Origin of the sequence: Mycobacterium mantenii (assembly GCF_010731775.1) — a bacterium.
GTDB classification, from domain to species: domain Bacteria; phylum Actinomycetota; class Actinomycetes; order Mycobacteriales; family Mycobacteriaceae; genus Mycobacterium; species Mycobacterium mantenii.
The window spans coordinates 2,249,370-2,271,633 of sequence record NZ_AP022590.1 but is presented as its reverse complement, the minus strand read 5'-3'; the positions used below and the strand labels follow the sequence as shown (position 1 = coordinate 2,271,633).

The 22,264-nt window shown below is 67.7% G+C and carries 13 protein-coding genes; 8 read left to right on the top strand and 5 right to left on the bottom strand.

Annotation, left to right across the window (positions count from 1 at the left end; translation table 11 throughout):
• Positions 1-45 precede the first annotated feature (45 nt).
• From G6N50_RS10175 to G6N50_RS10160, 4 genes are read right to left on the bottom strand one after another with little or no spacing between them, the layout of a single operon-like run.
• A complete protein-coding gene (locus G6N50_RS10175) occupies positions 46-1,302 on the bottom strand; it encodes a hypothetical protein (RefSeq protein WP_083095685.1) in 1,257 nt (418 codons plus the stop codon).
• The gene (locus G6N50_RS10170) at positions 1,299-2,639 is read right to left on the bottom strand and encodes a hypothetical protein (protein ID WP_083095688.1); all 1,341 of its coding nucleotides are present in this window, start codon (positions 2,637-2,639) and stop codon (positions 1,299-1,301) included. Before G6N50_RS10170 ends, G6N50_RS10175 begins: the two co-directional genes overlap by 4 nt.
• Positions 2,639-4,285: an ABC transporter permease gene (locus G6N50_RS10165; protein ID WP_083095690.1), complete on the bottom strand. Its 1,647-nt coding sequence runs from the start codon at positions 4,283-4,285 to the stop codon at positions 2,639-2,641. The genes G6N50_RS10170 and G6N50_RS10165 overlap by 1 nt, the downstream gene beginning before the upstream one ends.
• Positions 4,286-4,315: 30 nt before the next feature.
• Complete coding sequence (locus G6N50_RS10160) at positions 4,316-5,707, bottom strand: condensation domain-containing protein (RefSeq protein WP_083095693.1); 1,392 nt, start codon at positions 5,705-5,707, stop codon at positions 4,316-4,318.
• Positions 5,708-6,689: 982 nt separating this feature from the next.
• On the opposite strand from G6N50_RS10160, the gene G6N50_RS10155 reads away from it, so the two are divergent.
• From G6N50_RS10155 to G6N50_RS10140, 4 genes are all read left to right on the top strand, one after another.
• Positions 6,690-8,342, top strand: coding sequence for an NAD-dependent malic enzyme (locus G6N50_RS10155; protein ID WP_083095695.1), 1,653 nt, complete (start codon positions 6,690-6,692; stop codon positions 8,340-8,342).
• Positions 8,343-8,623: 281 nt separating this feature from the next.
• Complete coding sequence (locus G6N50_RS10150) at positions 8,624-9,958, top strand: PPE family protein, SVP subgroup (protein WP_083095698.1); 1,335 nt, start codon at positions 8,624-8,626, stop codon at positions 9,956-9,958.
• 5 nt (positions 9,959-9,963) lie between these two features.
• Positions 9,964-10,470, top strand: a complete 507-nt coding sequence (locus tag G6N50_RS10145; protein WP_232068925.1) for a TetR/AcrR family transcriptional regulator — start codon at positions 9,964-9,966, stop codon at positions 10,468-10,470.
• A 284-nt stretch (positions 10,471-10,754) separates the two neighbouring features.
• The gene (locus G6N50_RS10140) at positions 10,755-11,813 is read left to right on the top strand and encodes a 3-deoxy-7-phosphoheptulonate synthase (RefSeq protein ID WP_083095700.1); all 1,059 of its coding nucleotides are present in this window, start codon (positions 10,755-10,757) and stop codon (positions 11,811-11,813) included.
• A gap of 38 nt (positions 11,814-11,851) precedes the next feature.
• On the opposite strand, the gene G6N50_RS10135 is transcribed toward G6N50_RS10140, so the two are convergent.
• The gene (locus tag G6N50_RS10135; protein WP_083095703.1) at positions 11,852-13,513 is read right to left on the bottom strand and encodes a (2,3-dihydroxybenzoyl)adenylate synthase; all 1,662 of its coding nucleotides are present in this window, start codon (positions 13,511-13,513) and stop codon (positions 11,852-11,854) included.
• A 95-nt stretch (positions 13,514-13,608) separates the two neighbouring features.
• Here G6N50_RS10135 and G6N50_RS10130 point away from each other — a divergent pair, with 95 nt between their 5' ends.
• The 4 genes from G6N50_RS10130 to mbtD are packed head-to-tail and all read left to right on the top strand — an operon-like array spanning position 13,609 to position 22,263.
• Positions 13,609-17,109 carry a non-ribosomal peptide synthetase gene (locus G6N50_RS10130; RefSeq protein WP_083095705.1) on the top strand — a complete coding sequence of 1,167 codons (3,501 nt, stop codon included), beginning with the start codon at positions 13,609-13,611 and terminating at the stop codon, positions 17,107-17,109.
• An 8-nt stretch (positions 17,110-17,117) separates the two neighbouring features.
• Positions 17,118-17,879 (top strand): thioesterase II family protein, encoded by a 762-nt coding sequence (locus G6N50_RS10125; RefSeq protein WP_083095708.1) that lies wholly within the window; start codon positions 17,118-17,120, stop codon positions 17,877-17,879.
• Positions 17,880-17,884: 5 nt separating this feature from the next.
• Positions 17,885-19,216, top strand: a complete 1,332-nt coding sequence (locus G6N50_RS10120; protein ID WP_083095848.1) for a beta-ketoacyl [acyl carrier protein] synthase domain-containing protein — start codon at positions 17,885-17,887, stop codon at positions 19,214-19,216.
• Positions 19,216-22,263 (top strand): mycobactin polyketide synthase MbtD, encoded by a 3,048-nt coding sequence (mbtD, locus tag G6N50_RS10115; protein ID WP_083095711.1) that lies wholly within the window; start codon positions 19,216-19,218, stop codon positions 22,261-22,263. Before G6N50_RS10120 ends, mbtD begins: the two co-directional genes overlap by 1 nt.
• The last annotated feature ends 1 nt before the right edge of the window (position 22,264 follow it).

Here is a 22,264-nt window from a genome sequence, read left to right as displayed (position 1 = left end):
TCGCTAATGATCAGTGACCCGTCCCCGCCGAGCAGGTGTCGCCGGTCAGACCATTCGCGGTCCGCCGAAACCCGGAACGGCGCCCACCGGGATCAGCGCGAAACCGGTGACGAGAAGAATGAACAGCCGCAACGTCTTTGGTGTGGGCTCTTGCTCGATCTCCGGTCGACGCGCCGCGAAGAGAACGAACACGATCGCGACGTCGAACGCCACGATGGTCAGCCAGCGGGTCCAGTCGTAGCCGGTGAGGAACACCGGGACGATCAACAGCACGCCGGCGGCAACCCAGGCCATCCGGCCCTGCAGCGCCTCGACGAACGCAGGCAGCGGTACCCCCGAAAGTTCGCTCAGCCCCCACATCGTCACCGCGGCGGCTGCCGCACCGAAAATCAACGAGACGGTGAGGCCGAGTGCGCCGATGTCGCCCACGGTGCGGATGGCGTCCACGATTCCGTTGTCGTAGTACGGCATCACGTTGCGGCACACCCAGTCGTGATAGTCAGTCTGACTGGCCTTGCCGTCAATCACGAAGCGCATCAGCGTCCGCGGCGACGTGACCGTGGCGAACGGGTTGGCCATCAGATGATGCGGTACGGCCGCACATAGTCGGGAGGCGATGTGGTGACGACCGAACGCCGCCACCACAGCCGCGACGAGAACCCCCGGCGTCACGGCCGCCAGCACGCCAAGACGCTGCCTGTTTCCCAGCGCACCGCCCAGGACGAGGATCGCCAGCACGGCGCCCAGCGCGAACTGCAGCCCTATCGCCTCGTGCACCAGCGTCAGCACGGCGATAGCGACACCGTAGGCCACGCAACACCCCATCGCGACAGCGCGCGAACGTGCGAACACCAACGCCGAGCTGAACAGCGCCAGCGCCGCGCCACCGAACAAGTCCGGTCGAGCCGAAAAGGCCGCAAACGGAACACCGAACGGCAGCAGCGGAATCACCATCGCAACCAGGAGCCGGCGCTTCGACCGATGACGGCCGAACAGCACCACACCAGCGACCGTCGCCAAGCCGCATAGGTAGATCGCCGTGGACAGCCACCGCAGACCGAGCGTGGCCGCGAAGTAGTGTCCCGGGACCAAATGAACCAGCTCACCGGCGAGCCCGCGGCGGACAAAGCCCTCTCGGTAGTCGGCCGTGTAATACGACATCCAGTAGACGTCAAGCGGGACGACCTTGATCGCGAACCACAGCACCACGGCCGACCAAGCCGCAATCGCCACGCCGGCACCGCCGTACAGAAGATGAGGCCGGGTATGTTCCTTCACCGCAAGGCCCGCGTCCACGGTCAAGTCCGGCCCTCGCGGATGTTGGTGGCGGGCAGCTGCAGTTCGGCCAGCGCGCTACACACCAGCTCGCGCGTAGCGGTCGCGGTATTGTCAGAGCCGCTGTGGTAGGCAATGACGTCGACAAACCGGCTGCCGTTGATCGTTCCTGTGCTGCAGAACAATTGGCCGTGCGTCTGCTCGATGCGGCTGCGGGTGATGCCCTGCTCGACCAGGCGCATGGACACCTCGGATGCATCCGCACCATCGATGCGGCCGAAGGAGGCATCAAACCGGCCAAGGTTGGAGCAGCCCACCGGCAGTTGATCGGTCGACATCGCGATGCCTTCGGCCTGCCGGACCAACCAGCGCGGAGTGAAGGGGATGAGGGGCAGTCCGGCGAGCATTTCGTTGGGGCGCTCGACCATGGATGCCAGCAGTCTTTTGACGTCGCCGCGCACCACGCCCAAGTCGGTGGCCACCGCTCGGCCATCGACGGTGAGCGTGATCGAGGTCAGCGCGTTGGCGCGGTCGTCGTCGGCGGTGCGGTCGCTGACCGGAAGCACGACGGTCACCGAGTTACCGTCGGGCAGTACCCTGCCCATCCGGTGCGCCAGGCGGACCGCGAATGCGATGAACAGCGAGTTGCTACTTCCGTTGAGGCTGCGCGCCCGCGCTTCCCATGCCGCATCGTCGATCTGGATTGCCACCGACGGCAATGCGTTCTCGCCATCGTCTAACGGGACGAGGTGCCGCCGCGCCTGCGACTGACCCTGCTGACCGGACGATGCCCGGGCCAATATCACCAGAGTCGCGATCAGCGCGCGGATTGCGGCCGGCAGGGCGGCCACGGCGTCAGCCAGATCCTCAACCACCGCGCGCCACCGGCTGCGCGAATTCGGCCGTGCATAGCCGAGATTGCGTCGTTCCCCCTTCACCGCTTCGGCGACTGCCCTTGCCATACCGAGTCCGTCGACAACGCAATGCGATGCCACCAGGGTGACCGCCGCACCGCCGTCGTCGAGCGGCAGGACGCCGAGGTGAAACGCCGGGCCGTGCTCGGGGTCCACCCGCACGCGTGCGCGTCTTTCGAGCCAAGGTCCGATCTCGCTCCGGGGTTGCCGTGGTTCGTATGCGATCTCGGGCGAGCTGTGGTCGACTACCCAGCGGTGACGCCCGAACGGCAGCGGTGAGCGCTCGATCCGGCGTCCGAGCAGACCGGCACCGAGATTGTCTGCAAAGGACTGTAATCCGTCGATATTGACGTCGCGATCGTAGATCCACGTGCACTGCACCGTGCTGCCTTGACCGATGGCGCGCAGCCGTAGGAAAGCGGCCTGGTCCAGCAGAGCCAGCCTCGTCACTAGCACCCCGCCTCGGCCGCAGCGCGATACCCGCGCACCGCCGCCGGCGCGAACACCGCGACGAGTACACCGCCCCACAGCCCGGCCTGCCACAGCGGCGACAGCACCGGCCCGCCCTCCGCGAGCGCGCGCATCGCCTCGATGGTCGGTGATATGGGTGAAAACCGCACCACGGGTTGCAGCCAGCCCGGAAACGCCTGGGCGGGCGCGACCCCGGTGTTGAGGAACAGCAGCACCACGCATGCCGCGCCCAGCCAGGTCACCATCGCCTTGCCGTCCGCGCGGGCGGCGATGGCGATGACCAGTGTCGCCATTCCCGCCGAAATCGCCACGGGCACCAGCACGAAGGCCAGCATTGCGATCCAGCCGTAGTTGAATCGCAGACCCAGGGCGATCCCGAAGATGGTGAGGACGACGGCTGACGTGGTGGTACGGGCGGCCTCGGCGACCAGCCGGCCCGCCACGGTGCTGGCCCGATGAACCGGCTGCACCCACAGCCTGGTCAACACGCCGGCTTCCCGTTCTGATGGCAACGCCAAACCGGCTCCGAGAGTTCCGAACACGGCGCCGACCACCGCGCACATCGGGACCAGCCCGTACAGGCTGTCGTGTCCGGTGACGGCCAGGACGGCTTTGCCCACCAGCAGCTTGTAGATGATGAGGAGAAAGGTCGGAAACAACAGCGCTTGCACCGCGACGATCGGGTCGCGTCGCCAGCGGCGCAGCAGCCGCCCCGCCTCCGAAGCGCTCTGGCTGGCGAAGGCCGTCAACGATGTCACATACGACACCCCTTGCGGCGCATCTGTGTTCACCGTCATCGCGGGCTGGCCCGCAGCCGGGTCTCCCGCCGGTATGGCGTCCCGACGCGCCTTGCCGGCGAACCGGGCCGCGCCCGAACTTCCCGCGCTGACGCGCCGCTGCATGCGCACCGCGAGTCCGCCGAAAACCGCCAGCAACCCAAGGCACCACGCCGACGTCACGGCCAGCTTCGTGCCGGCGACGTCACCGGCGGAAAGGCCGCGCAGCGTCTCGGTGACCTGGGACACCGGTTGGTTGCGAATGAACGGTCCAAGCCAGGCCGGGAATGATTCCGCGGGAGCGATGCCGGTGGACAACAGCACCAGGACCAGTTGGGGGAGCAGTAACAATTGGCTCGACGATTCGACGGAGCCGGCCCGGGAGCCGAGGGCGTCCGCGCCGAGGCACACCGCCATCGCGAACGCCACGACGATAATCACAAACAGCACGGAATCGCCTGGGCCGCCGTTTATCCGGAAACCAAACGACCACCCGATGGCGAACGTGGCGGCCAGCGCAATGACCGAGCGTATGAAGCAATAGAGCATCCGCGCGGCCAGCGGTACCGCCGCGGAAACCGGTAGCGTACGCAGCCGAGACCCGAAGCCGGACAACCGGTCTCGTGCCGCCCGGTCTGCCGTGGTCATCGCTCCGAAGAGCATCGCCTGCACGATCACCACCGGAAGAACATATTGCGAATAGGTCATCGAACCGGTGTGAATGAGGCCGCCCAGTACCAGGGTGAACCCGAGGAAGCAGCCCACGGGGGCCAGCGCCGCGAAAAGCAGGTCAGCGTCGCGCCGGGAGGCCGCCATGGTGCGCAGCGTGAGTGCCACCAAGGCACTCATACTCCGACCCTCGACGGCGGTAGAACCGCGTCACGCATCGATGTGCGGCCCGGCTTCGGACACCCGGGCGAACTCGGCACGCATCGTTTTGACGTAGCGCAACACGGACCTGTGGGCGACCTCGGTGCCCGGGTACGCGACGACCAGCTGCGTCTTGTCGTGCATGCGGTTGACCCACATGCACACCGTTTCCGACAGCCGGTTATCACCCCAAACACCGGCGCGCAGACCGTCGAAACAATCGCCGAACGGCAACTTGCGGATATCGATGTAGGACAGCATGGGGACCGGACGGTCCGGCACCTCGATGGGGTTCGACGACGGGTCCGTCGACTCGAGCAGGTGATAGTAGGGGACGGCGCCCAGGGCCGTGTTGCCGTCGAAAGACGCCTGGGCAGCGCTGACCACCTCATCGAATGACGCACCGTCGGTGGGAATGGCCAACGGGACGAAACTGGCCAACCAGCCGACCGCGGTGGCGTGCGCGGGATCGCGCCGGTTGTCGAACGGTGTGAGCCCGAAATACGTTGCGGCGCCAGTTAACCGATGCTCCGTCAGGGCAGCGCATGCGAACACGCCGCCGCTGAAACGCGCCCCCGCGGCGCGGCACGCCGCTTCGAACCGTCGGCCCTGGTCGTCGTCGATCAGGTCGAACACGTCGATGGCCCCGGGTGTATCCGCGTTCGCCTCGCCCAGTTCCAGCGGAAACTTCGGTAGCGCACCGTTATTCGCGGCGAGGAAGGTCCGCCACGACTGGATCTCGGGCGACTCGTCGCTGAGGGCCCTGGTGTACGCATGCTGATTCGCGCTGTATTCGCGATGGCTGGCTGCGGGTGGCAGCGGGTTCTGCGCTTTGTGCAGCGCGGCAAAGTACATCGTCTGGATGTCGAGGAAGATCACGCCGGCCGACATGCCGTCGGCGCGCAAGTGGTCAACGGCGATATAGATGGTGAATCGGTCTTCGGCCTGGATGATTCCGAAGGTAAAGCAGTCCCATTGCAGCGGATCGGGAGTATCGAGAAGCAGTTTGCGGATCTGGTTCGGGGCCATTGTGCCGAGATCCGTTGGCGCCAAGGCGATGACCTCCGGGTCGGCGATGACGTAGCGAAGGATTTCGTCGTTGTCGCCGAACGCAAACCGGTCGTGGTAGGTGTCGTGCCGCCGCAGATGAGTGTTCAGAGCGTATGTCATGGCATCGATATCGCAGACGCCGCTGATTTCCCAGGCTCCAATGCACAACCGCGGGATATCGCGGCCGCGGCTGACCTGGCGCCGGTAATAGCGAAGGTGCTGGGACTGCTGATAACTCACCGGGACGGGATCGTATTGCGCCTCGGCGGCGCGCCGATAAGTGGCCGCGGTGGGATACCAGGATACGACGGTGCCCTCGGTTGTCCAGTCCTCAACCGTGCCCAAGAACATGCGCTACCTTTCGTTCGTCAGCTGGCGACACCGGTCCGGATGACCTTAACGGCAACGCGCACGACTTGCTGAGCGAGTTGATGGCCGCAGCGCTCCTCGTCCGCAGGCCCAGCAAGTGACTTGCAGGGCGCTGCGTCGACCAATGCGCACCAGAGAGTGAACTAGCTGTGGTCTGGGTTGGCGGTCTGCAAGGGATCAAGCAGCGCAAATAAATGACTCTCCGGCGATCCCGCGGCGCAATCATAAGATTCCCCTCTCGGGCCCGAGCAATCGCCCAGGAGATTTCTGCCAACCGTTGCTTGCTCGTGTGATGTAGTCGACAAATGAGGGTCATTTAATTCGCGCACAATTAACACGGAACCACTGGACAAACATTTACCTCGACGCGATGACCCAATCTGTCGATTCCCACCCGCAGAGCGAGCGCTGTCTTGGCGAGGCCACACGTGACACTGGCGGGCCTACCAGAACCGCGCCTCGGTTACCATATCGTGATGTACGGCCGTATTGGAATAGTGTCAGCCAAAGATTCCTCTCGTCGATGATTCGGGCAAACAACCCGTCGAACCGCGAAAACGCCGCGTCACTGGGTCGTACGCCCCTGATGATGTCAACCGCAGTAACGAAGTTCGACGGGAACCGGGACACCGATAGCAAACTGTGACCCAGGTTGAGTCACGCCCCGGGTAGCCGGGAAACGAAGGGCCCAGAACGGCAGGAAATTCGTGTGCGCCTGCCGAAATACTGCGCGCCAGTTGGATAAGCAGCGAAGTCCGCGATTCAGCAGGTGGCTCTGTACGCGGTGAACCCGGCGGTCCGCCAAACGAAACGTGCTCAGCGCGGATCTCAAGTTGGTTGATGCGCGCGGCCGCGGCAGCGCAGGGACGGCGACCCGCAGACAAAGCGCTCGGGATGATCGATGATGGTCTGGACAGACCGTCGTTTCCCTCGCCGCGAGATCCCCACAGAAGGGACGTTGTCGATGGCCGATGAACTCCGGGGACCGGCCAGACTGTTCGATGCGTTGACCACCAAAGGCACCGCCTTCACCGAGGCCGAGCGGCGGCGGCTTGGCCTCTTGGGTTTGCTGCCGACGACGGTGAAGACATTGCAGCAGCAAGCCGCGCACTGCTGGCACGAATTCTCCACTCGCCGCGATGATCTCGACAAACACATCTATCTGCGGGCATTGCAGGACCGCAACGAGACGCTGTTCTACCGGGTGTTGCTCGACCACATCGCCGAGGCGCTGCCGATCGTCTACACACCCACCGTAGGGGAGGCCTGCCAGCGTTTCAGTGAGATCTACCGGCGGCCGCGAGGACTGTTCGTGTCCTACGCCGAGGGGAATTGTCTGGACGAGGTGCTGAACAACCGGCCGCAGCGTGAGGTCGATGTGATCGTGGTCACCGACGGGCAGCGCATCCTCGGCCTCGGCGATCAGGGCATCGGCGGGATGGGCATCCCGATCGGAAAGCTGTCCCTCTACACCCTGATCGGCGGCATCGATCCCGCGCGCACCCTGCCGATCGTGCTCGACGTGGGCACCGACAACAGCGAACTCCTCGACGATCCGCAATACCTGGGCTGGCGGCACCGGCGCATCGACGACGACGCTTACCACGCGTTCGTCGACAAGTTCGTCGCCGCGGTGCGCAAGCACCTGCCGAACGTGCTGCTGCAGTGGGAGGACTTCGCGACGGCGCATGCGCTGCCGATCCTGGCCCGCTACCGCGACAAGCTCCTCACCTTCAACGACGACATCCAGGGGACCGCCGCCGTCACCGTCGGAGCGCTGCACGGCGCCGCCAAGGTCGCCGGCCGCCCGCTCTCGCAGCAACAGGTCGTCATGCTCGGCGCCGGCTCGGCCGGTATCGGGGTGCTCGACATGATTCGCAGGCAGATGATGAACGAGGGGTTGTCCCAACAAGCTGCGTCGCAGCGCATCTGGGTCGTCGACGTGGTTGGCCTGCTCACCGATGACCGCACCGATCTGTCCGATGCCCAGCGTGGGTTCGCCCAGCCGGCCGGTCGTGTCGCGGGCTGGGGTTTGTTGGGTCCCGCCCAGCTCGCCGACGTCGTCCACCATGTCGACGTGGGTGTGCTGCTCGGCCTGTCGACCGCGGCGGGTGCCTTCACCGAGAGCATCGTGCGCGAGATTGCCGCCAAGACGGAGCGGCCGATCATTTTTCCGCTGTCCAACCCGACGAGCCGCGCCGAGGCGCACCCCGCCGAGCTGGATCAGTGGACCGACGGACGCGCCCTGATCGCCACCGGCTCACCGTTCGCGCCGCTGCACCGAAACGGTGTGGAACACTCTGTCGCTCAATGTAATAACGTCTACATCTTTCCTGCGATGGGTCTTGCCGTGACCGCCGCCGAGGCGACTTGCGTCACTGACGAAATGATGCGGGTCGCGGCGGAGACCTTGGGGGAGGCGTCGCCAGCCCTCGCCGACCCCGACCAGCCGCTGCTGCCCGCGTGGTCAGATGTGCCCGACATCGCGGTCCGGATCGCGCACGCCGTCGCCGTGCAGGCCGTCGCGGATGGTGTCGCTCCGGCGCGCAGCGACGCAGAACTCACCGAACGCATCGCGCAGGTGCGTTGGCTCCCCGAGTACTCCAGCGACCCCTGAACACTTCGGCTGTCGAAATAGCGGTCCGCCGGTTATGGGTACCGCGATCACGGTGTGAGTATGTTCACTTTAGGCTGATTCACCAGATTTGGCTGTAGGCAACAACTTTCGATCGTCCGTCGAAATGCCAGCGCAGCAGTGCGATCGACAAACGTGATCGCGGGACCACGCTTCGGGTGCCGAGGTTTTTCTGCAGGATTGAGAATCGGGAGTGCGTGGTACGAAAGGGAACGTGAGCGGGGGCGGTATGACCGGCGCCTCCACGATCCCAGAGGAAATCAATGCACTTCGCGGTATTGCCGCCGGAGGTCAACTCCGGCCGCATGTATGCAGGCCCTGGCTCGGCGTCGATGCTGGCAGCGGCAGCGGCGTGGGAAGAGCTGGCCAATGAGCTGCACGCCACGGCGGCCGACATCGAGTCCGTGATCTCGGGGCTCACCGATGAGCCGTGGCAGGGGCCGTCCGCGGTGACGGCGGCGGCCGCGGCCGCAGCGCAACTCGCCTGGCTGAACGCCACCGCCGAGCAGGCGACGCAGGCCGGTGCCCAGGCCAAAGGCGCTGCGACGGCCTACGAGTCGGCGTACGCGATGACGGTGCACCCATCGGTGATCGCGGCGAACCGTTCTCAGTTGACGTCGCTGGTCGCGACCAATTTGTTGGGGCAGAACACGCCGGCGATCGCGGCCACCGAGGTCGCCTACGGCGAAATGTGGGCCCAGGACGTCGCCGCGATGTATGGCTACGCCGGCGCCTCGCAGGCAGCCTCGCAGCTGACGCCCTTCGCCCCGCCGCAGCAGACGACCAACCAGGGCGGGTTTCCCGCACAGAACGCCGCGGTCGCCCAGGCTGCCGGCACCTCGGCCGGGCGCGTGCAATCCGCGCTGTCCGGCAATGCGATGTCCGCGGTCCCAAACGCGCTGCAAAACCTCACGACTTCGTCCACGGCGGCCTCGGGGCTGAGCGACTTCTCGAGCTTCATGAATCCCTACAACCTGGTGTCGCTCGGCTCGGGGTTTTTGGGAAATGGCGTGGGGCTGATCGGGGTCTCCGGCGCCGCGGGGTTCATCTCCGACGCCGAACACAAGATCACGGAATTGGGGTCGAAGCCGAAGGCCGCGCCGGAGAAGCCTGCGGGGGCGAAAGCGCTGCGTCCGTCGGGTAAGGCGACGACGGTGTCCGCGGGAATGGGCCGCGCGTCCTCGCTGGGCGGCATGTCGGTGCCGCAGGGCTGGTCCACGGCGGCACCGGAAGTGCGCCTCACCGCGCTCGAGTCGCCCGCCGCCGGCACCGTGCAGGCCGGCCGTCCGGATCCCGGACTACTGGGCCAGACGCCCCTGTTGGGCGGTGCGCCGTTGATGGCCCTGCCCGGCCGCGGCACACCCGATCCCCGGGATCGCCGGTCGACGGGCAGGAGCGATGGGCCCGGCCGCCCGATTCCGGCGGGCGCCGTTCTGCAAGAGCGCGGCCAGACGCCGCGCCAAGCATCCAGCGGAGCCGCCGCCGAGCTGCGTGAAATCACCGACGTGCTAGGCAAGCTCGCCGAACTGCGCGCAAGTGGTGCGTTGACGGAGACCGAATTCACCGAACAAAAGCGGCGGCTGCTCGGCACCGGTTAACCCGGTTGATCCGGCGTGCGGGCGCCGGGTCGAGCCTGATCGGCGGTCTGCACCACCATTTCGCCGACAAGACGGAGTTGTTCGCCGCGGTATTCGAGCAGGTGGAGGGCGAGATGGCCGCCCGGATGGGGGAGGCCGTCGCGGCCGCGGGGCACTCCGATCCGGTCGAGATCATGCGGCTATGCGCCGGCCTTTGGTTAGACGCGTGTGCCGAACCCGACGTCCAGCGCATCGTCCTGCTTGAGGCCTTGGCTGTCCTGGAATGGGAGCGCTGGAGCGACATCGGGCACCGCTACAACATCGGATTCGTGACCGGACTCCTCACCGACGCCGTCGAGTCCGGCAGCATCCCCCGTCAGCCCGTCGAGGCGACGGCCCTGACGATCATGGGGGCACTGCGCGAGGCAACGCTCTACATTGCCCGAGCCGACGACCATGTCCAGGCCCGCGCGGACGCCGGCGCGGTGATGAACAGGCTGCTGGATGCGTTGCGCGCCAACGCGATTGACTAGCCCGTTGCGACGTGCGCGTAGGGTAGACGAGCGGAAGGCCGCAGCCGGTTGGGCGGCCCCGCCCCGGCATGGTATCTTCGCCGACGTGAAGATCGGCGTGCGCGCGTATTGGCGCTTTATCGTGGCTCCGGGTGGAGCCAGCGATGCAGCGTCTGGTTGACGCAACCGCGCGACTGATACCCGGGGCCCAGCAGTGACCATAAGGTCGCTGCTTTTCGTTTTTCGGGGCATCGGGAACCAGCGGGCGTGCCCTGGGAGCCAGTAGAGAAAGGCACACGCACCCCATGTCCACCATCAATTGCGAGACGACCATCGATACGTCCGATCATCGGATCGTTTCGTTCCGGGAACTCTCGGCTCCCGCCGTGATCCGCACCGAACTGCCGTTGACGGCTGGGCGTGCCCAGGCCGTGCAGCGCGATCGCGAGGAGATCTCGGCGATCTTGACCGGCGGCGACGATCGGCTCCTACTGGTGGTGGGGCCTTGCTCGGTGCACGATCCCGTCGCCGCACTCGATTACGCGCGTCGGCTTGCGCCGCTTTCGGCCGAATACGCGGATCGTCTGAAGATCGTGATGCGGGTCTACTTCGAAAAGCCGCGCACCACCATCGGCTGGAAGGGGCTCATCAACGATCCCAACATGGATGGCAGCTTCGACGTCGAGCGTGGCATCCGCATCGCGCGTGGGTTATTGCTCGACATCATCGAGGTCGGCCTCCCGGTCGGGTGTGAATTCCTGGAGCCCACCAGCCCGCAGTACATCGCCGACGCCGTCGCGTGGGGCGCGATCGGCGCCCGGACCACCGAGTCGCAGGTGCACCGCCAGTTGGCGTCCGGGCTGTCGATGCCGGTCGGGTTCAAGAACGGTACCGACGGCAACATTCAGGTCGCCATCGACGGCGTCAAAGCCGCTGCGGCACCGCACAATTTTTTCGGTACCGACAACTTCGGTCGCGCGGCTGTCGTCGAGACCATGGGCAATCCCGACTGTCACGTGATCCTTCGGGGCGGCACCACCGGACCCAACTACGACACGGCCTCGGTGACCACCGCCATCGAACGGCTGAGCAGGGCAGGGCTTTCCGAGCAGGTCATGATCGACTGCTCACACGCCAACTGCGCCAAAGATCATGAGCGGCAGGCCGTGGTGACGGCCGAGGTGACCGCACGCATCGCCGCGGGCGAGCGCGGGATCGCCGGTATGATGCTGGAAAGCTTCCTGGTGGCCGGTGCCCAATCGCTGGGCGGCGAGCTGGTTTACGGCCAATCCGTGACCGATCAGTGCATGGACTTTCGCACCACGGCGGGCCTACTGTCCGATCTTTATGCGGCGATGGGCTGATCGCGCGGCGCGACCGGCCGGCTGCGAAACGCGAACCCCTAGCGCGGTTGCGCTCGGTGTGCCGAAACCTGGCTTGCGATCGCCTTCTTGTCGATCTTGCCGATCGGGGTGGTGGGCAAGGATGTCATCGCCACCACGACGTCGGGGCGGGCGTGGGCGGCCACGCCACGCTGGTCCAGATAGCCGTTGAGCTCCGCGAGCGACAGCTCACGACCGTTGAAGACGACTGCCGCACAGATTTTTTCGCCCAGGTAAGGGTCGGGCAACGCGACCGCGGCGGCCGAGTAGACCGCCGGATGGCTGTGCATCTGCTCCTCGAGGTCTGCCGCGGAAATCGTTTCCCCACCACGGCAGATCACGTCTTTGACGCGACCGGTCACCACCAGATAGCCGTCGTCGCGCAGCCGCACCACGTCACCGCTGCGGAAGAAGCCGTCGGGGTCGAAGCTGCGTTCATTGTCACGCTCGGCGCGAAAGTAGCCGTTGAACGTGTACGGCCCGCGGACCAGCAGTTCGCCCTCTTCGCCGGCGGGCACCGGCTCGCCCGCCGCATCGACGACGCGCAGCTCATCTGCGGCGGACATGGGCCGCCCCTGGGTATGTTCGGTGAGTTCCGGGGGATCGTCGAGCCGGGTGTAGTTCAGCAGCCCCTCGGCCATCCCGAACACCTGCTGCAGGGCCGGGGTCAAGGCGCTGCGCACCAACCGCGCATCCTCGGGCTCCAACTTCGCACCGCCAACTTGCAAGAGCCGCAGACTTTTTGGTGTCACCGGTTCCCATTCGCAGGCTTGCGCCCATAACTTGGCCAACGCCGGCACCAGGGCGGTCACCGTGACGCCGTGGCGGGCGATGGCCGCAAAGGCCGCCTCGGGGCTGGGGTCGGTGCCGAAGACGGTGGTGGCTCCGACCGTCATCGCGCCGAGCAGGCCCGGACAGGCGAGCGGGAAATTATGGCCGGCCGACAGCACCGCCAAATAGACGTCGTCAGAGGTCAATCCACATAGTTCCGCGCTGGCCTTCGCGTTGAACAGGTAATCGTCGTGGGTGCGGGGGATGAGTTTCGGTGTGCCGGTGGTGCCGCCGGAAACCAGCAGCAGCGCAGGCGTTCCCGGGTCGGGCGGCGGTGGCGGCATGCCGGTGGCCGCCTGATCGCGCACGTGTGCCCATGAGGTGAACGGCCCCGGGTCGCCGTCGACGATGACGTGCTTGAGCGCAGCGTGCTGCTCGGACAGACCGCGTGCCATCGTGCGGTAGTCGAAACCCGCTGCGGCATCGGCGATCAGCAGCGCGGTGGCCTCGCTGACCGCGGCGAAATGCCCCAGTTCGGCGGCCCGGTGGCCGGGCAGGCACATCACCGGGATCGCCCCGGCCCGCAGCAGCCCAAACAACGCCACCGCGAATTGGCAGCCGTTCGGCAACTGCAGCAAAACCCGGTCGCCGGGCGCGATACCGGCGCCCCGCAGCCCGTTGGCGGTGCGGTTGGCTTGGTCGTCGAGGTCCGCATAGCTGAGGCCCGCGTCACCCGCGGCGTCGAGCACGGCGATCCGGTCCGGCCATTGCCGGGCCGCGTCGGTCAGGAGCGTGTCCAGGGTCCGTCCCGTCCAGTAGCCGGCCGCCCGGTAGGCGGCGGCCCGGTCAGCGGGGAAGGGCACGAACCCGTCGAGGACTCCGGCCGGCGGCTGCGGTGTGTTCGGGCTCATGGCTCCTTAGGCGGGGGGCGTAGTAGCGGGACGCAGGGAGTAAGGATAGGGTAACCAAAAAATTAGGGCAGCCTGTGCTAATTCAGGGAGGGTCTGTGGTGCACGCCTCGGCACGCTCGGAGGACATCCGGGCGGAGGTGGCCGACTTGCTCGGCGTCGACGTCGATGCAGTTCAGCCGGGTAGCAACCTCGTCGGCCAGGGCCTGGACTCCATCCGGATCATGACGTTGGCCGGCCGCTGGCGCCGCCAGGGCATCGCCGTCGACTTCGCCACGCTGGCCGAGACGCCGACCATCGAGGCCTGGGCCCGGTTGGTCTCGTCGGGCGGAAACGGCGCCGAGCAGCAGACGTTTCCTGAGGGGTCCGGCGATGCCGAGCGTTCCGGGGAGCACGAGCCGTTTTCGCTGGCCCCGATGCAGCACGCAATGTGGGTCGGCCGCCACGAGAACCAGCAGCTGGGGGGCGTCGCCGGACACCTGTACGTCGAGTTCGACGGTGGCCCGATCGATGCGCAGCGCCTGCGCGCGGCGGCCGCCGCGCTGGCCCGGCGCCATCCGATGCTGCGGGTGCAGTTCCTGCCCGACGGCACCCAGCGCATCACTCCGGCCGACCAGAGTGGCGACTTCCCGGTCGGCGTCGAGGACCTGCGATCGCTGAGCGCCGCCGAGGTCGAGCGGCGGCTCGCCGCCATCCGCGACGCCAAATCACACCAGCAACTCGACGGCGCCGTGTTCGAACTGGCGGTGACGCTGCTACCGGGCAACCGGTCGCGGCTGCACGTGGATCTGGACATGCAGGCCGCCGACGCCATGAGCTATCGCACCCTGATGGCCGACCTGGCGGCTCTCTACCGCGGCCGCGACCTCCCCGAGCTGCGCTACACCTACCGGCGATACCGCCACGCGATCGAGGGCCAAGACACAGGGCCGCAACCGGCGCGCGAGAACGCCCGGGCCTGGTGGGCACAGCGCCTTGCGGAGCTGCCGGACCCGCCGGCGCTACCGTCGACCGGTGGCCGGGGCTCGAATTGGAGCACTCGACGCTGGCACTGGTTGGACCCGGAAACCCGCGACGCGCTGTTCGCCCGCGCCCAGGCGCGCGGCATCACCCCGGCGATGGCGCTGGCCGCCGGATTCGCCAACACCCTGGCCCGCTGGTCGACCACTTCGCGTTTTCTGTTGAACGTCCCGTTGTTCGGGCGCCAGCCCGTGCACCCGGACGTCGATTCGTTGGTGGGTGACTTCACCTCCTCGCTGCTGCTCGACGTCGATCTCGCCGGGGCGGACACCGCGATCGCGCGGGCGCAGGTGGTGCAGGACTCGATGCGCACGGCCGCCGCCCATTCCGCCTATCCCGGGCTGTCGGTGCTGCGCGACCTCAGCCGTCATCGCGGTACCCAGGTGCTCGCGCCGGTGGTGTTCACCAGCGCGCTGGGGCTCGGCGAACTGTTCAGCCGCGACGTGACCGACCAATTCGGCACCCCGGAATGGATCATCTCCCAGGGGCCGCAGGTGCTGCTCGACGCCCAGGTCACCGAGTTCGACGGCGGCATTCTGGTGAATTGGGATGTGCGCGAAGGTATCTTTCCCCCGGGCGTCGTCGAAGCCATGTTCGCCCACCACATCGACGAGCTGCTTCGGTTGGCCTCCGCCGACGACGCATGGGACGCGCCGGGCCGCGCGGCGTTGCCGGAAGCGCAGCGCGCAGTGCGCGCGGCGGCCAACGCCCGCACCGCCGAGCCCAGCGGAGAAGCCTTGCACGACGGGTTCTTCCGGCAAGCCGAGCGGCAGCCCGACGCCCCGGCGGTGTTCGCGAGCACCGGTGACCTCAGCTACGCACAACTGCGCGACCAGGCGCTGGCGGTGGCGGCGGCGCTGCGCGCGGCCGGGATCGCCGCCGGCGACACGGTCGCGGTGATGGGTCCGAAGACCGCCGAACAGATTCCGGCGTTGCTGGGCATCCTGTCCGTCGGTGGTGTTTATCTGCCGATCGGCGTCGACCAGCCCCGCGACCGCGCGCAGCGCATCCTCGAATTCGGCGGCGTGAGCCTTGCCCTGGTGTGCGGGGAGCGACGGTTGTCGGTGCCGGTGAACGAGGTGGTGCTTGCGGAGGTGCTTCGCGACGCGCCCGCCCGTGCCGAGAATAGCTGTGCGAGAGTCGATCCCGCCGAGCTCGCCTACGTGCTGTTCACGTCCGGCTCGACCGGGGAACCCAAGGGCGTCGAGGTCACCCACGACGCCGCGATGAACACCGTCGAATTCATCGGCCGCCACTTCGAGATCGGCCCCGCGGATCGATGCCTGGCCCTGTCGACGTTGGAAGGCGACATCTCGGTGATGGACGTGTTCGTCACCCTGCGGACCGGCGGGGCCGTCGTGGTGGTCGACGAAACGCAGCGCCGGGATCCCGACGCCTGGGCCCGGCTCATCGACACACACCGGGTCACCGTGCTCCACTTCATGCCCGGCTGGCTGGAGATGCTGATCGAAGTCGGCGCCGGGCGGCTGTCCTCGGTGCGGGTGATCCCCACCGGCGGCGACTGGGTCCGACCCGAAGTGGTGCGCCGCCTCCAAGCCGAAGCACCCAACCTGCGTTTCGCGGGCCTCGGCGGCGCGACCGAAACCCCGGTGCACAACACCATTTTCGAGGTGACGGAGGCGATACCGGAGGCCTGGACGGCCTTGCCCTTCGGCGTTCCGCTGCCCAACAACGCCTGCCGCGTCGTCGACGACACCGGCGCCGACTGTCCCGACTGGGTCCCCGGCGAATTTTGGGTGTCCGGCCGCGGCATCGCGCGCGGCTACCGCGGGCGTCCCGACCTCACCGCCGAACGCTTTGTCGAACATGACGGCCGAATCTGGTATCGCACTGGCGATTTAGTGCGCTACTGGCCGGACGGCATCCTGGAATTCGTCGGCCGCGCCGACCACCGCGTCAAGATCAGCGGGTATCGCGTCGAGTTGGGCGAGATCGAGACGGCGCTGCGGCGCGTGCCCGGGGTGCGGACGGCGGTGGCCGCGCTGATCGCCGTGTCCGGGGAATCCGACGTGCTGGCCGCGCAGGTGTGCACCGACGCCACCTCGCTGACCGCCGAGCGGATCCGGCAGTCGCTTGGCAACCTTGTGCCCGCGCACATGGTTCCGCGCGACATCACGGTGGTGGAGCGGATCGGCTTCACCGATGCGGGAAAGCTCGACCGCCGGGCCGTCACACGCGAATTGGAAGCCGCCGTCTCGCGATCGCAACGGCCGGGCCACCGCGCGCCGTCGACGCCCTTGGAATCCGCATTGGTAATGATCGTCTGCGATCTGCTCGCCCGGGAAAACGTCGGCGTCGACGATGACTTCTTCGCGCTCGGTGGTGATTCGGTGCTCGCCACCCAGGCGGTGGCGCGAATTCGGGCGTGGCTGGACGCACCGGACGTCATGGTCGCCGACATCTTCGCCAACCGGACGGTGTCGGCGCTGGCCACGGTGCTCAACGCCGCCGAAGACGAACCCGGCCGGCTCGACCAAGTCGCGGAGCTGTATCTGGAGGTGATCGGCATGGACGCCGAATCGGTTCTGGCGGCCTCTCACGAATCCACGAAATTATAGACGGCACAATGACATTCAATAACCTGATCATCGTGTCCGCCGCGTTCCCGTCCTGGATCAAGCTGACCCCGGGCCGCGGCAACCAGCCATCCGCCGGCGCCACCGTGGTATTCCCGCATGCCGGCGCGGCCGCCGCAAGCTATCGGGTATTGGCCGCGGCGCTGGCCGCGGGCAACGACACCTACATCGTGCAGTACCCGCAACGGGCCGACCGGCTCAGCGAACCCGCGCACGACAGCGTGCACGATCTGGCCGTCAGCCTTTTTCAGGCCGCACCATGGCCCGGCGTCGCACCGCTGAAGTTGTTCGGGCACAGCATGGGCGCCGTCGTCGCCTTCGAGTTCGCCCGCGTCGCCGAAGTGCACGGCACGACTGTGCGGAAGCTCTGGGTTTCGGCGGGCCCGCCGCCCTGCGTCGTGGTCGACATGCCCGAGCTGCCGACCAGTGACGACGGGGTGCTGGCCGATATCGCCGACTTGGGTGGTACCGACCCCGAACTGCTTGCCGACGAAGAGTTTTCCGAACTGCTGACCACCGCGGTGCGCGCCGACTACCAGGCCTTCAATGGGTATGACCCCAGCCCCGATGTCCGCATTGGCGCCGATATTCACGTGCTGGGCGGCCACCATGACCACCGCATCGCCGCCGGCGTGCTGCGGCAGTGGGAAAGGCACACCGCCGGGTCCTTCGCCGTGTCGCTATATGACGGCGGGCACTTTTACGTCTATGACCACGTCGAGGCGATCGCCGCGCAGGTGAATGCCGGGTGACCTCGATGTCTGACAGTTCTTTTGGCAGGGGCCTTGACGCTGAGGGCTCCGATCCGGTGGTGATCGTGGGGATGGGTGTGGAGGCGCCCGGCGGCATCGAAACCGCCGAGGCTTATTGGGATCTGCTGGCGCACGGCCGCGAGGCGCTGGGCCCGTTTCCCACCGACCGCGGTTGGGCGGTGCGCGAACTGCTCGCCGGGTCGCGGCGCAACGGCTTCAAAGAGATTCATGACCGCGGTGGATTCTTGGACGGGGCAACCACATTCGACCCAGAGTTCTTCGGCATCTCACCCCGCGAGGCCGTCGTGATGGATCCGCAGCAGCGGGTGGCGCTTCGGGTAGCCTGGCGCGCCTGCGAGAACAGCGGCATCAACCCCGACGACCTTGCCGGGCACGAGGTCGGCTGCTTCGTCGGCGCCTCGGCCACCGGCTACGGACCCGAAATGGCCCGGTTCTCCGAACACAGCGGTCATCTGCTCGCCGGCACCGCACTCAGCGTGATCTCAGGCCGCATCGCCTACACGCTGGGTCTGACCGGTCCGGCACTGACCCTGGATTCCTCGTGCGCGTCCGCGTTGGTGGCCTTCCATGTCGCGGTGCGCTCCCTGCAGAACGGCGACTGCGATCTGGCCATCGCGGGCGGGGTCAACGTGCTGGGCTCGCCGGGCTTCTTCGTCGAATTCTCCAAACAACACGCGCTTTCCGACGACGGATACTGCCGCCCCTACAGCGCGCAGGCCAGCGGAACCGTGTGGGCCGAGGGGGCGGCGATGTTTGTGCTGCAACGCAAATCGGCCGCGTTGCGCGCGGGTAGGCAGATCGTGGCCGAGGTGCGGGCCACCGCCATGAATCAGGACGGGCGCAGCGCCGGGCTGAGCGCTCCCAGCGGTGCTGCCCAGGTCCGGCTCTTCCAGCGGGCCATCAGCCAGGCCGGGATCAAGCCCGCCGAGGTGCAGATGATCGAGGGCCATGGCACGGGCACCCGCCTCGGCGACCGGACCGAGTTGCGCTCGCTCGCCCAGACCTACGGTGATACCGAATTCGGCGCCGGAGCGTTGCTGGGTTCGGTGAAATCCAACGTGGGCCACTCATTGGCCGCCGCCGGCGCGCTGGGCCTGGCCAAGGTGCTGGTCTCGGCCGAACACGGCGCCGTCCCGCCCACCCTGCACGCCGACGATGCCAGCCCCGAAATCGATTGGGAGAAACAAGGTTTGCGACTTGCTCAGACCCTGACACCGTGGCCGGCCGTCGACGGGCAGCGCACCGCCGCGGCGTCCGCGTTCGGGATCGCCGGCACTAACGCACACCTGATCGTCTCCATCCCGGAGGTCGCGTGATGCTCACCCGTGGCCTGCCGGACGGGCGCATCCCGGTGCTGCTCAGCGCCAACGACCCCGAGCTGATCCGCCGGGAAGCCGCGGCGATCATCGACTACCTGGGCCGCGTCGACGACTCGGCCGAGCTCACCGCCGGCGTCGCCGCCACCCTGCTGCGGTTGCGCCGGCCGCGACGCCATCGCGCGGTGGTGCGAGCCGCGGACAGCACCGAACTCGTCGCCGGGCTGTCGGCGATCGCTCGCGGCGAGGAGCACGAGCTGGTCTCGCGCTCCGCGAGGACGACATCCCCGCGCATCGCGTTCGTGTTCCCGGGCCAGGGCAATCAATGGCAGGCGATGGGAGCCGGTGCGTACCAACGGATACCGGCCTACCGGGAGGCCGCCGAGGAGTGCACGCGAGCGTTCGCATCCGCCGGATTCCCCTCCCCGCTGCCCTATCTGGTGGGCGACGACGAGCGGAGCTGGTCACGCCCCGAGATCCAGGGCGCGCAGTTCACCCACGCGGTGAGCCTGGCCGAAGCATGGCGTTCTTATGGGGTGCTGCCCGACATCACCATCGGTCACAGCCTCGGCGAGGTGGCGGCGGCCCATGTGGCCGGGACGATTTCGCTGCCGGCCGCGGTCGCTTTGGTGGTCGCGCGCGCCACCGTCGTCGACCAGCTGACCGGCCGCTATGCGATGGCGGTGCTCGGCACCGGCCTCGAAACCGCGGAGTCGCTGCTCGCCGCGACGCCGGGCTGGCTGGAAGTGTCGGCGGTCAACGGGCCGTCATCGACCGTGGTCGCCGGCGATCACCAGGCGGTCGCCGCCGCGGTGCGGCTGGCTCAACAGCGGGGGATCTTTAGCCAGCAACTGTCCGTCGACTATCCCGGACACACCAGCGCGCTGCGGCCGTTGCGCGCCGCCCTGGCCGAGCTGACCCCGAAGTCGGCCTTCCGGGACGGGCCGGTGCGGTTTGTCGGCTCCACGCTGGGCACCGAGGTGGGCGAGGCGACCGACTTCTCTGGGTACTGGTACGAAAACCTATGCGGTACAGTGCGATTCGATCTCGCCGTACGGCGTGCCCGCACCTGCGGGGCCGACGCCTTCGTGGAGCTTTCGGCGCACCCGTCATTGCTGTACCCGCTGGGTGACATCGCCGACGACGAGTCGACCGTCATCGTCGGGTCGGGGCATCGCGACCGATCCATCACCGATTCGTTGTCGGCGAGCCTCGCCGCGATCGCGACCGCCGACCCCGGCTGCAGCTGGAGCGACGCGGCCCCGACGGCCGACCGCCCCGCGCTGCGGGCGTTCCCGAACGCGCCGATGCGCGCGGTGCACCTGTGGGTGGCACCGCAGCGAGTCACCGAAACAGCACCCACGCCGGCACTCACGGTGGCCGTCGAGGACTGGCAGCCGGCGACGGCGCCGATCACGTCGAAAGCGTCCGCGCGTGACATCGGCTTGTTTGGTGCGGGCCCGCTGACGCAGACCCTCGCCGATGCCGTTGCGGCACAGAGTGGCTGCCGACCGGTGCCACCGAACGAGGCGGAAATTCTCGCAATCGTCGCCCCCGAACTGGATCAGCTCGACGCCACCTCCGCAATCGAGCAGATCGCCGACCGCCCCGATGCGGGCCTTCCCGATTACCCCGCGCTCATCGGCCCCCGATGCCGGGCAGTCTGGTTGCTCACCGCCGGTGCCGAACAGGTCGGCCGGGACGACTCCGCCGTCTCTCCGGCGCAGGCGGCGCTGGCGGGCATGCATCGCAGCGTCGGCTTCGAATTCCCCGACCAGGCCTTCGGGCATCTCGACCTCGAGCACCGCGACGTCGATACCGCCACGGCACGGGCCGTCGTCGACGTGCTGCTCGGCGACGCGGCGGAGGTCGCGTTGCGGGGCACCGGATCACCGCGCCGCCACGTCCGGGCGTTCCGCCCGTGCCGCGAATCGGCAGCCCCGCGACCGCTCGATGCCGCCGCCCTTGACAACGTGGTGATCACCGGGGGCAGCGGAGCTATCGGACTGCAGTACGCCCGCTATTGCCTGGACCGCGGCGCCCGAACCATCACCCTGTTGAGCCGCGGCGGCGTTGATCCGGCCGCGCTGCGCGAGTTCGCCGACCGGCACGACGCCGAAGTGGTTGCTCCGCGGTGCGATATCACCGACCGCACCGCGCTGGCCGCCGTCGCCGCCCGCCATGCGGGTTCGGGCGCGTCCCTGCTGATTCACACCGCCGGCATCGCGCAGGCGCGCTCGCATGCCGACCTGACCGGGTCGGGGGTGGCGGCGGTATGCGCGGCCAAGGTCCACGGATTGGCGGTGCTGGCCGACGTGTGGCCGCTGCGGCAGGACTGCCGAATCCTGGCCTGCTCTTCGGTGTTCGGGGTCTGGGGCGGCCATGGGCACGCGGCATACGCGGCGTCCAACCGGATGTTGGACGTGCTGGTCGCCCAGTTGCGCGCTGCGGGCCGCGACTGCACGGCGATCCGCTGGGGCCTGTGGCAGGGCGCCGGGGTAGTGGTGGGCGACGAGATCACCCGCACCGAACGCTCCGGACTGGTGGCAATGGAGCCGGAGCAGGCGATCGAGGCCAGTCTGTACCGCTATGACGGCGATCCCCTGGTTTTCGACGCAGACTTCGAGCGGCTCCAAGTTTTCTTTGAAAGCCAGGGCATGCCAATGCAGTTCAGCGCCTGGCGCCCCGGTGAGGGCGAGGACCGCGATGTTTCGGCCGCCAAGCCGCTAGCCGACGTCGTGCGGGCCGAATTGGCCGCGACGCTGCACCTCGGCGATTCGCTGTCGATCGACCCGGGCGCGTCCCTGATCGACCTGGGTGTGGACTCGTTGCTGGCACTCGATTTACGCAAGCGGTTGCGCCGCACGGTAGGCAACTCGGTTCCGGTGTCCCGCATGCTCGGCGGCATCACCGTGGCCGAGCTGATCGACGCGCTGCGCGCCGACTCAACCGGCGGATCCGCGGCTTCGCCGTCGTTCCAGCGCGCCGGCGCCGCCAACGGCGCGCACCACTCAACGCTCGCGATGCTAGAAAGGTTGGACTCCTAGC

Excerpts from the sequence above, each read along its gene's own strand:
- G6N50_RS10165 (WP_083095690.1), bottom strand. The coding sequence starts at position 4,285 with ATGAGTGCCTTGGTGGCACTCACGCTGCGCACCATGGCGGCCTCCCGG.
- G6N50_RS10160 (WP_083095693.1), bottom strand. The coding sequence starts at position 5,707 with ATGTTCTTGGGCACGGTTGAGGACTGGACAACCGAGGGCACCGTCGTA.
- G6N50_RS10155 (WP_083095695.1), top strand. The coding sequence starts at position 6,690 with ATGGCCGATGAACTCCGGGGACCGGCCAGACTGTTCGATGCGTTGACC.
- G6N50_RS10150 (WP_083095698.1), top strand. The coding sequence starts at position 8,624 with ATGCACTTCGCGGTATTGCCGCCGGAGGTCAACTCCGGCCGCATGTAT.
- G6N50_RS10140 (WP_083095700.1), top strand. The coding sequence starts at position 10,755 with ATGTCCACCATCAATTGCGAGACGACCATCGATACGTCCGATCATCGG.
- G6N50_RS10135 (WP_083095703.1), bottom strand. The coding sequence starts at position 13,513 with ATGAGCCCGAACACACCGCAGCCGCCGGCCGGAGTCCTCGACGGGTTC.
- G6N50_RS10125 (WP_083095708.1), top strand. The coding sequence starts at position 17,118 with ATGACATTCAATAACCTGATCATCGTGTCCGCCGCGTTCCCGTCCTGG.
- G6N50_RS10120 (WP_083095848.1), top strand. The coding sequence starts at position 17,885 with ATGTCTGACAGTTCTTTTGGCAGGGGCCTTGACGCTGAGGGCTCCGAT.
- mbtD (WP_083095711.1), top strand. The coding sequence starts at position 19,216 with ATGCTCACCCGTGGCCTGCCGGACGGGCGCATCCCGGTGCTGCTCAGC.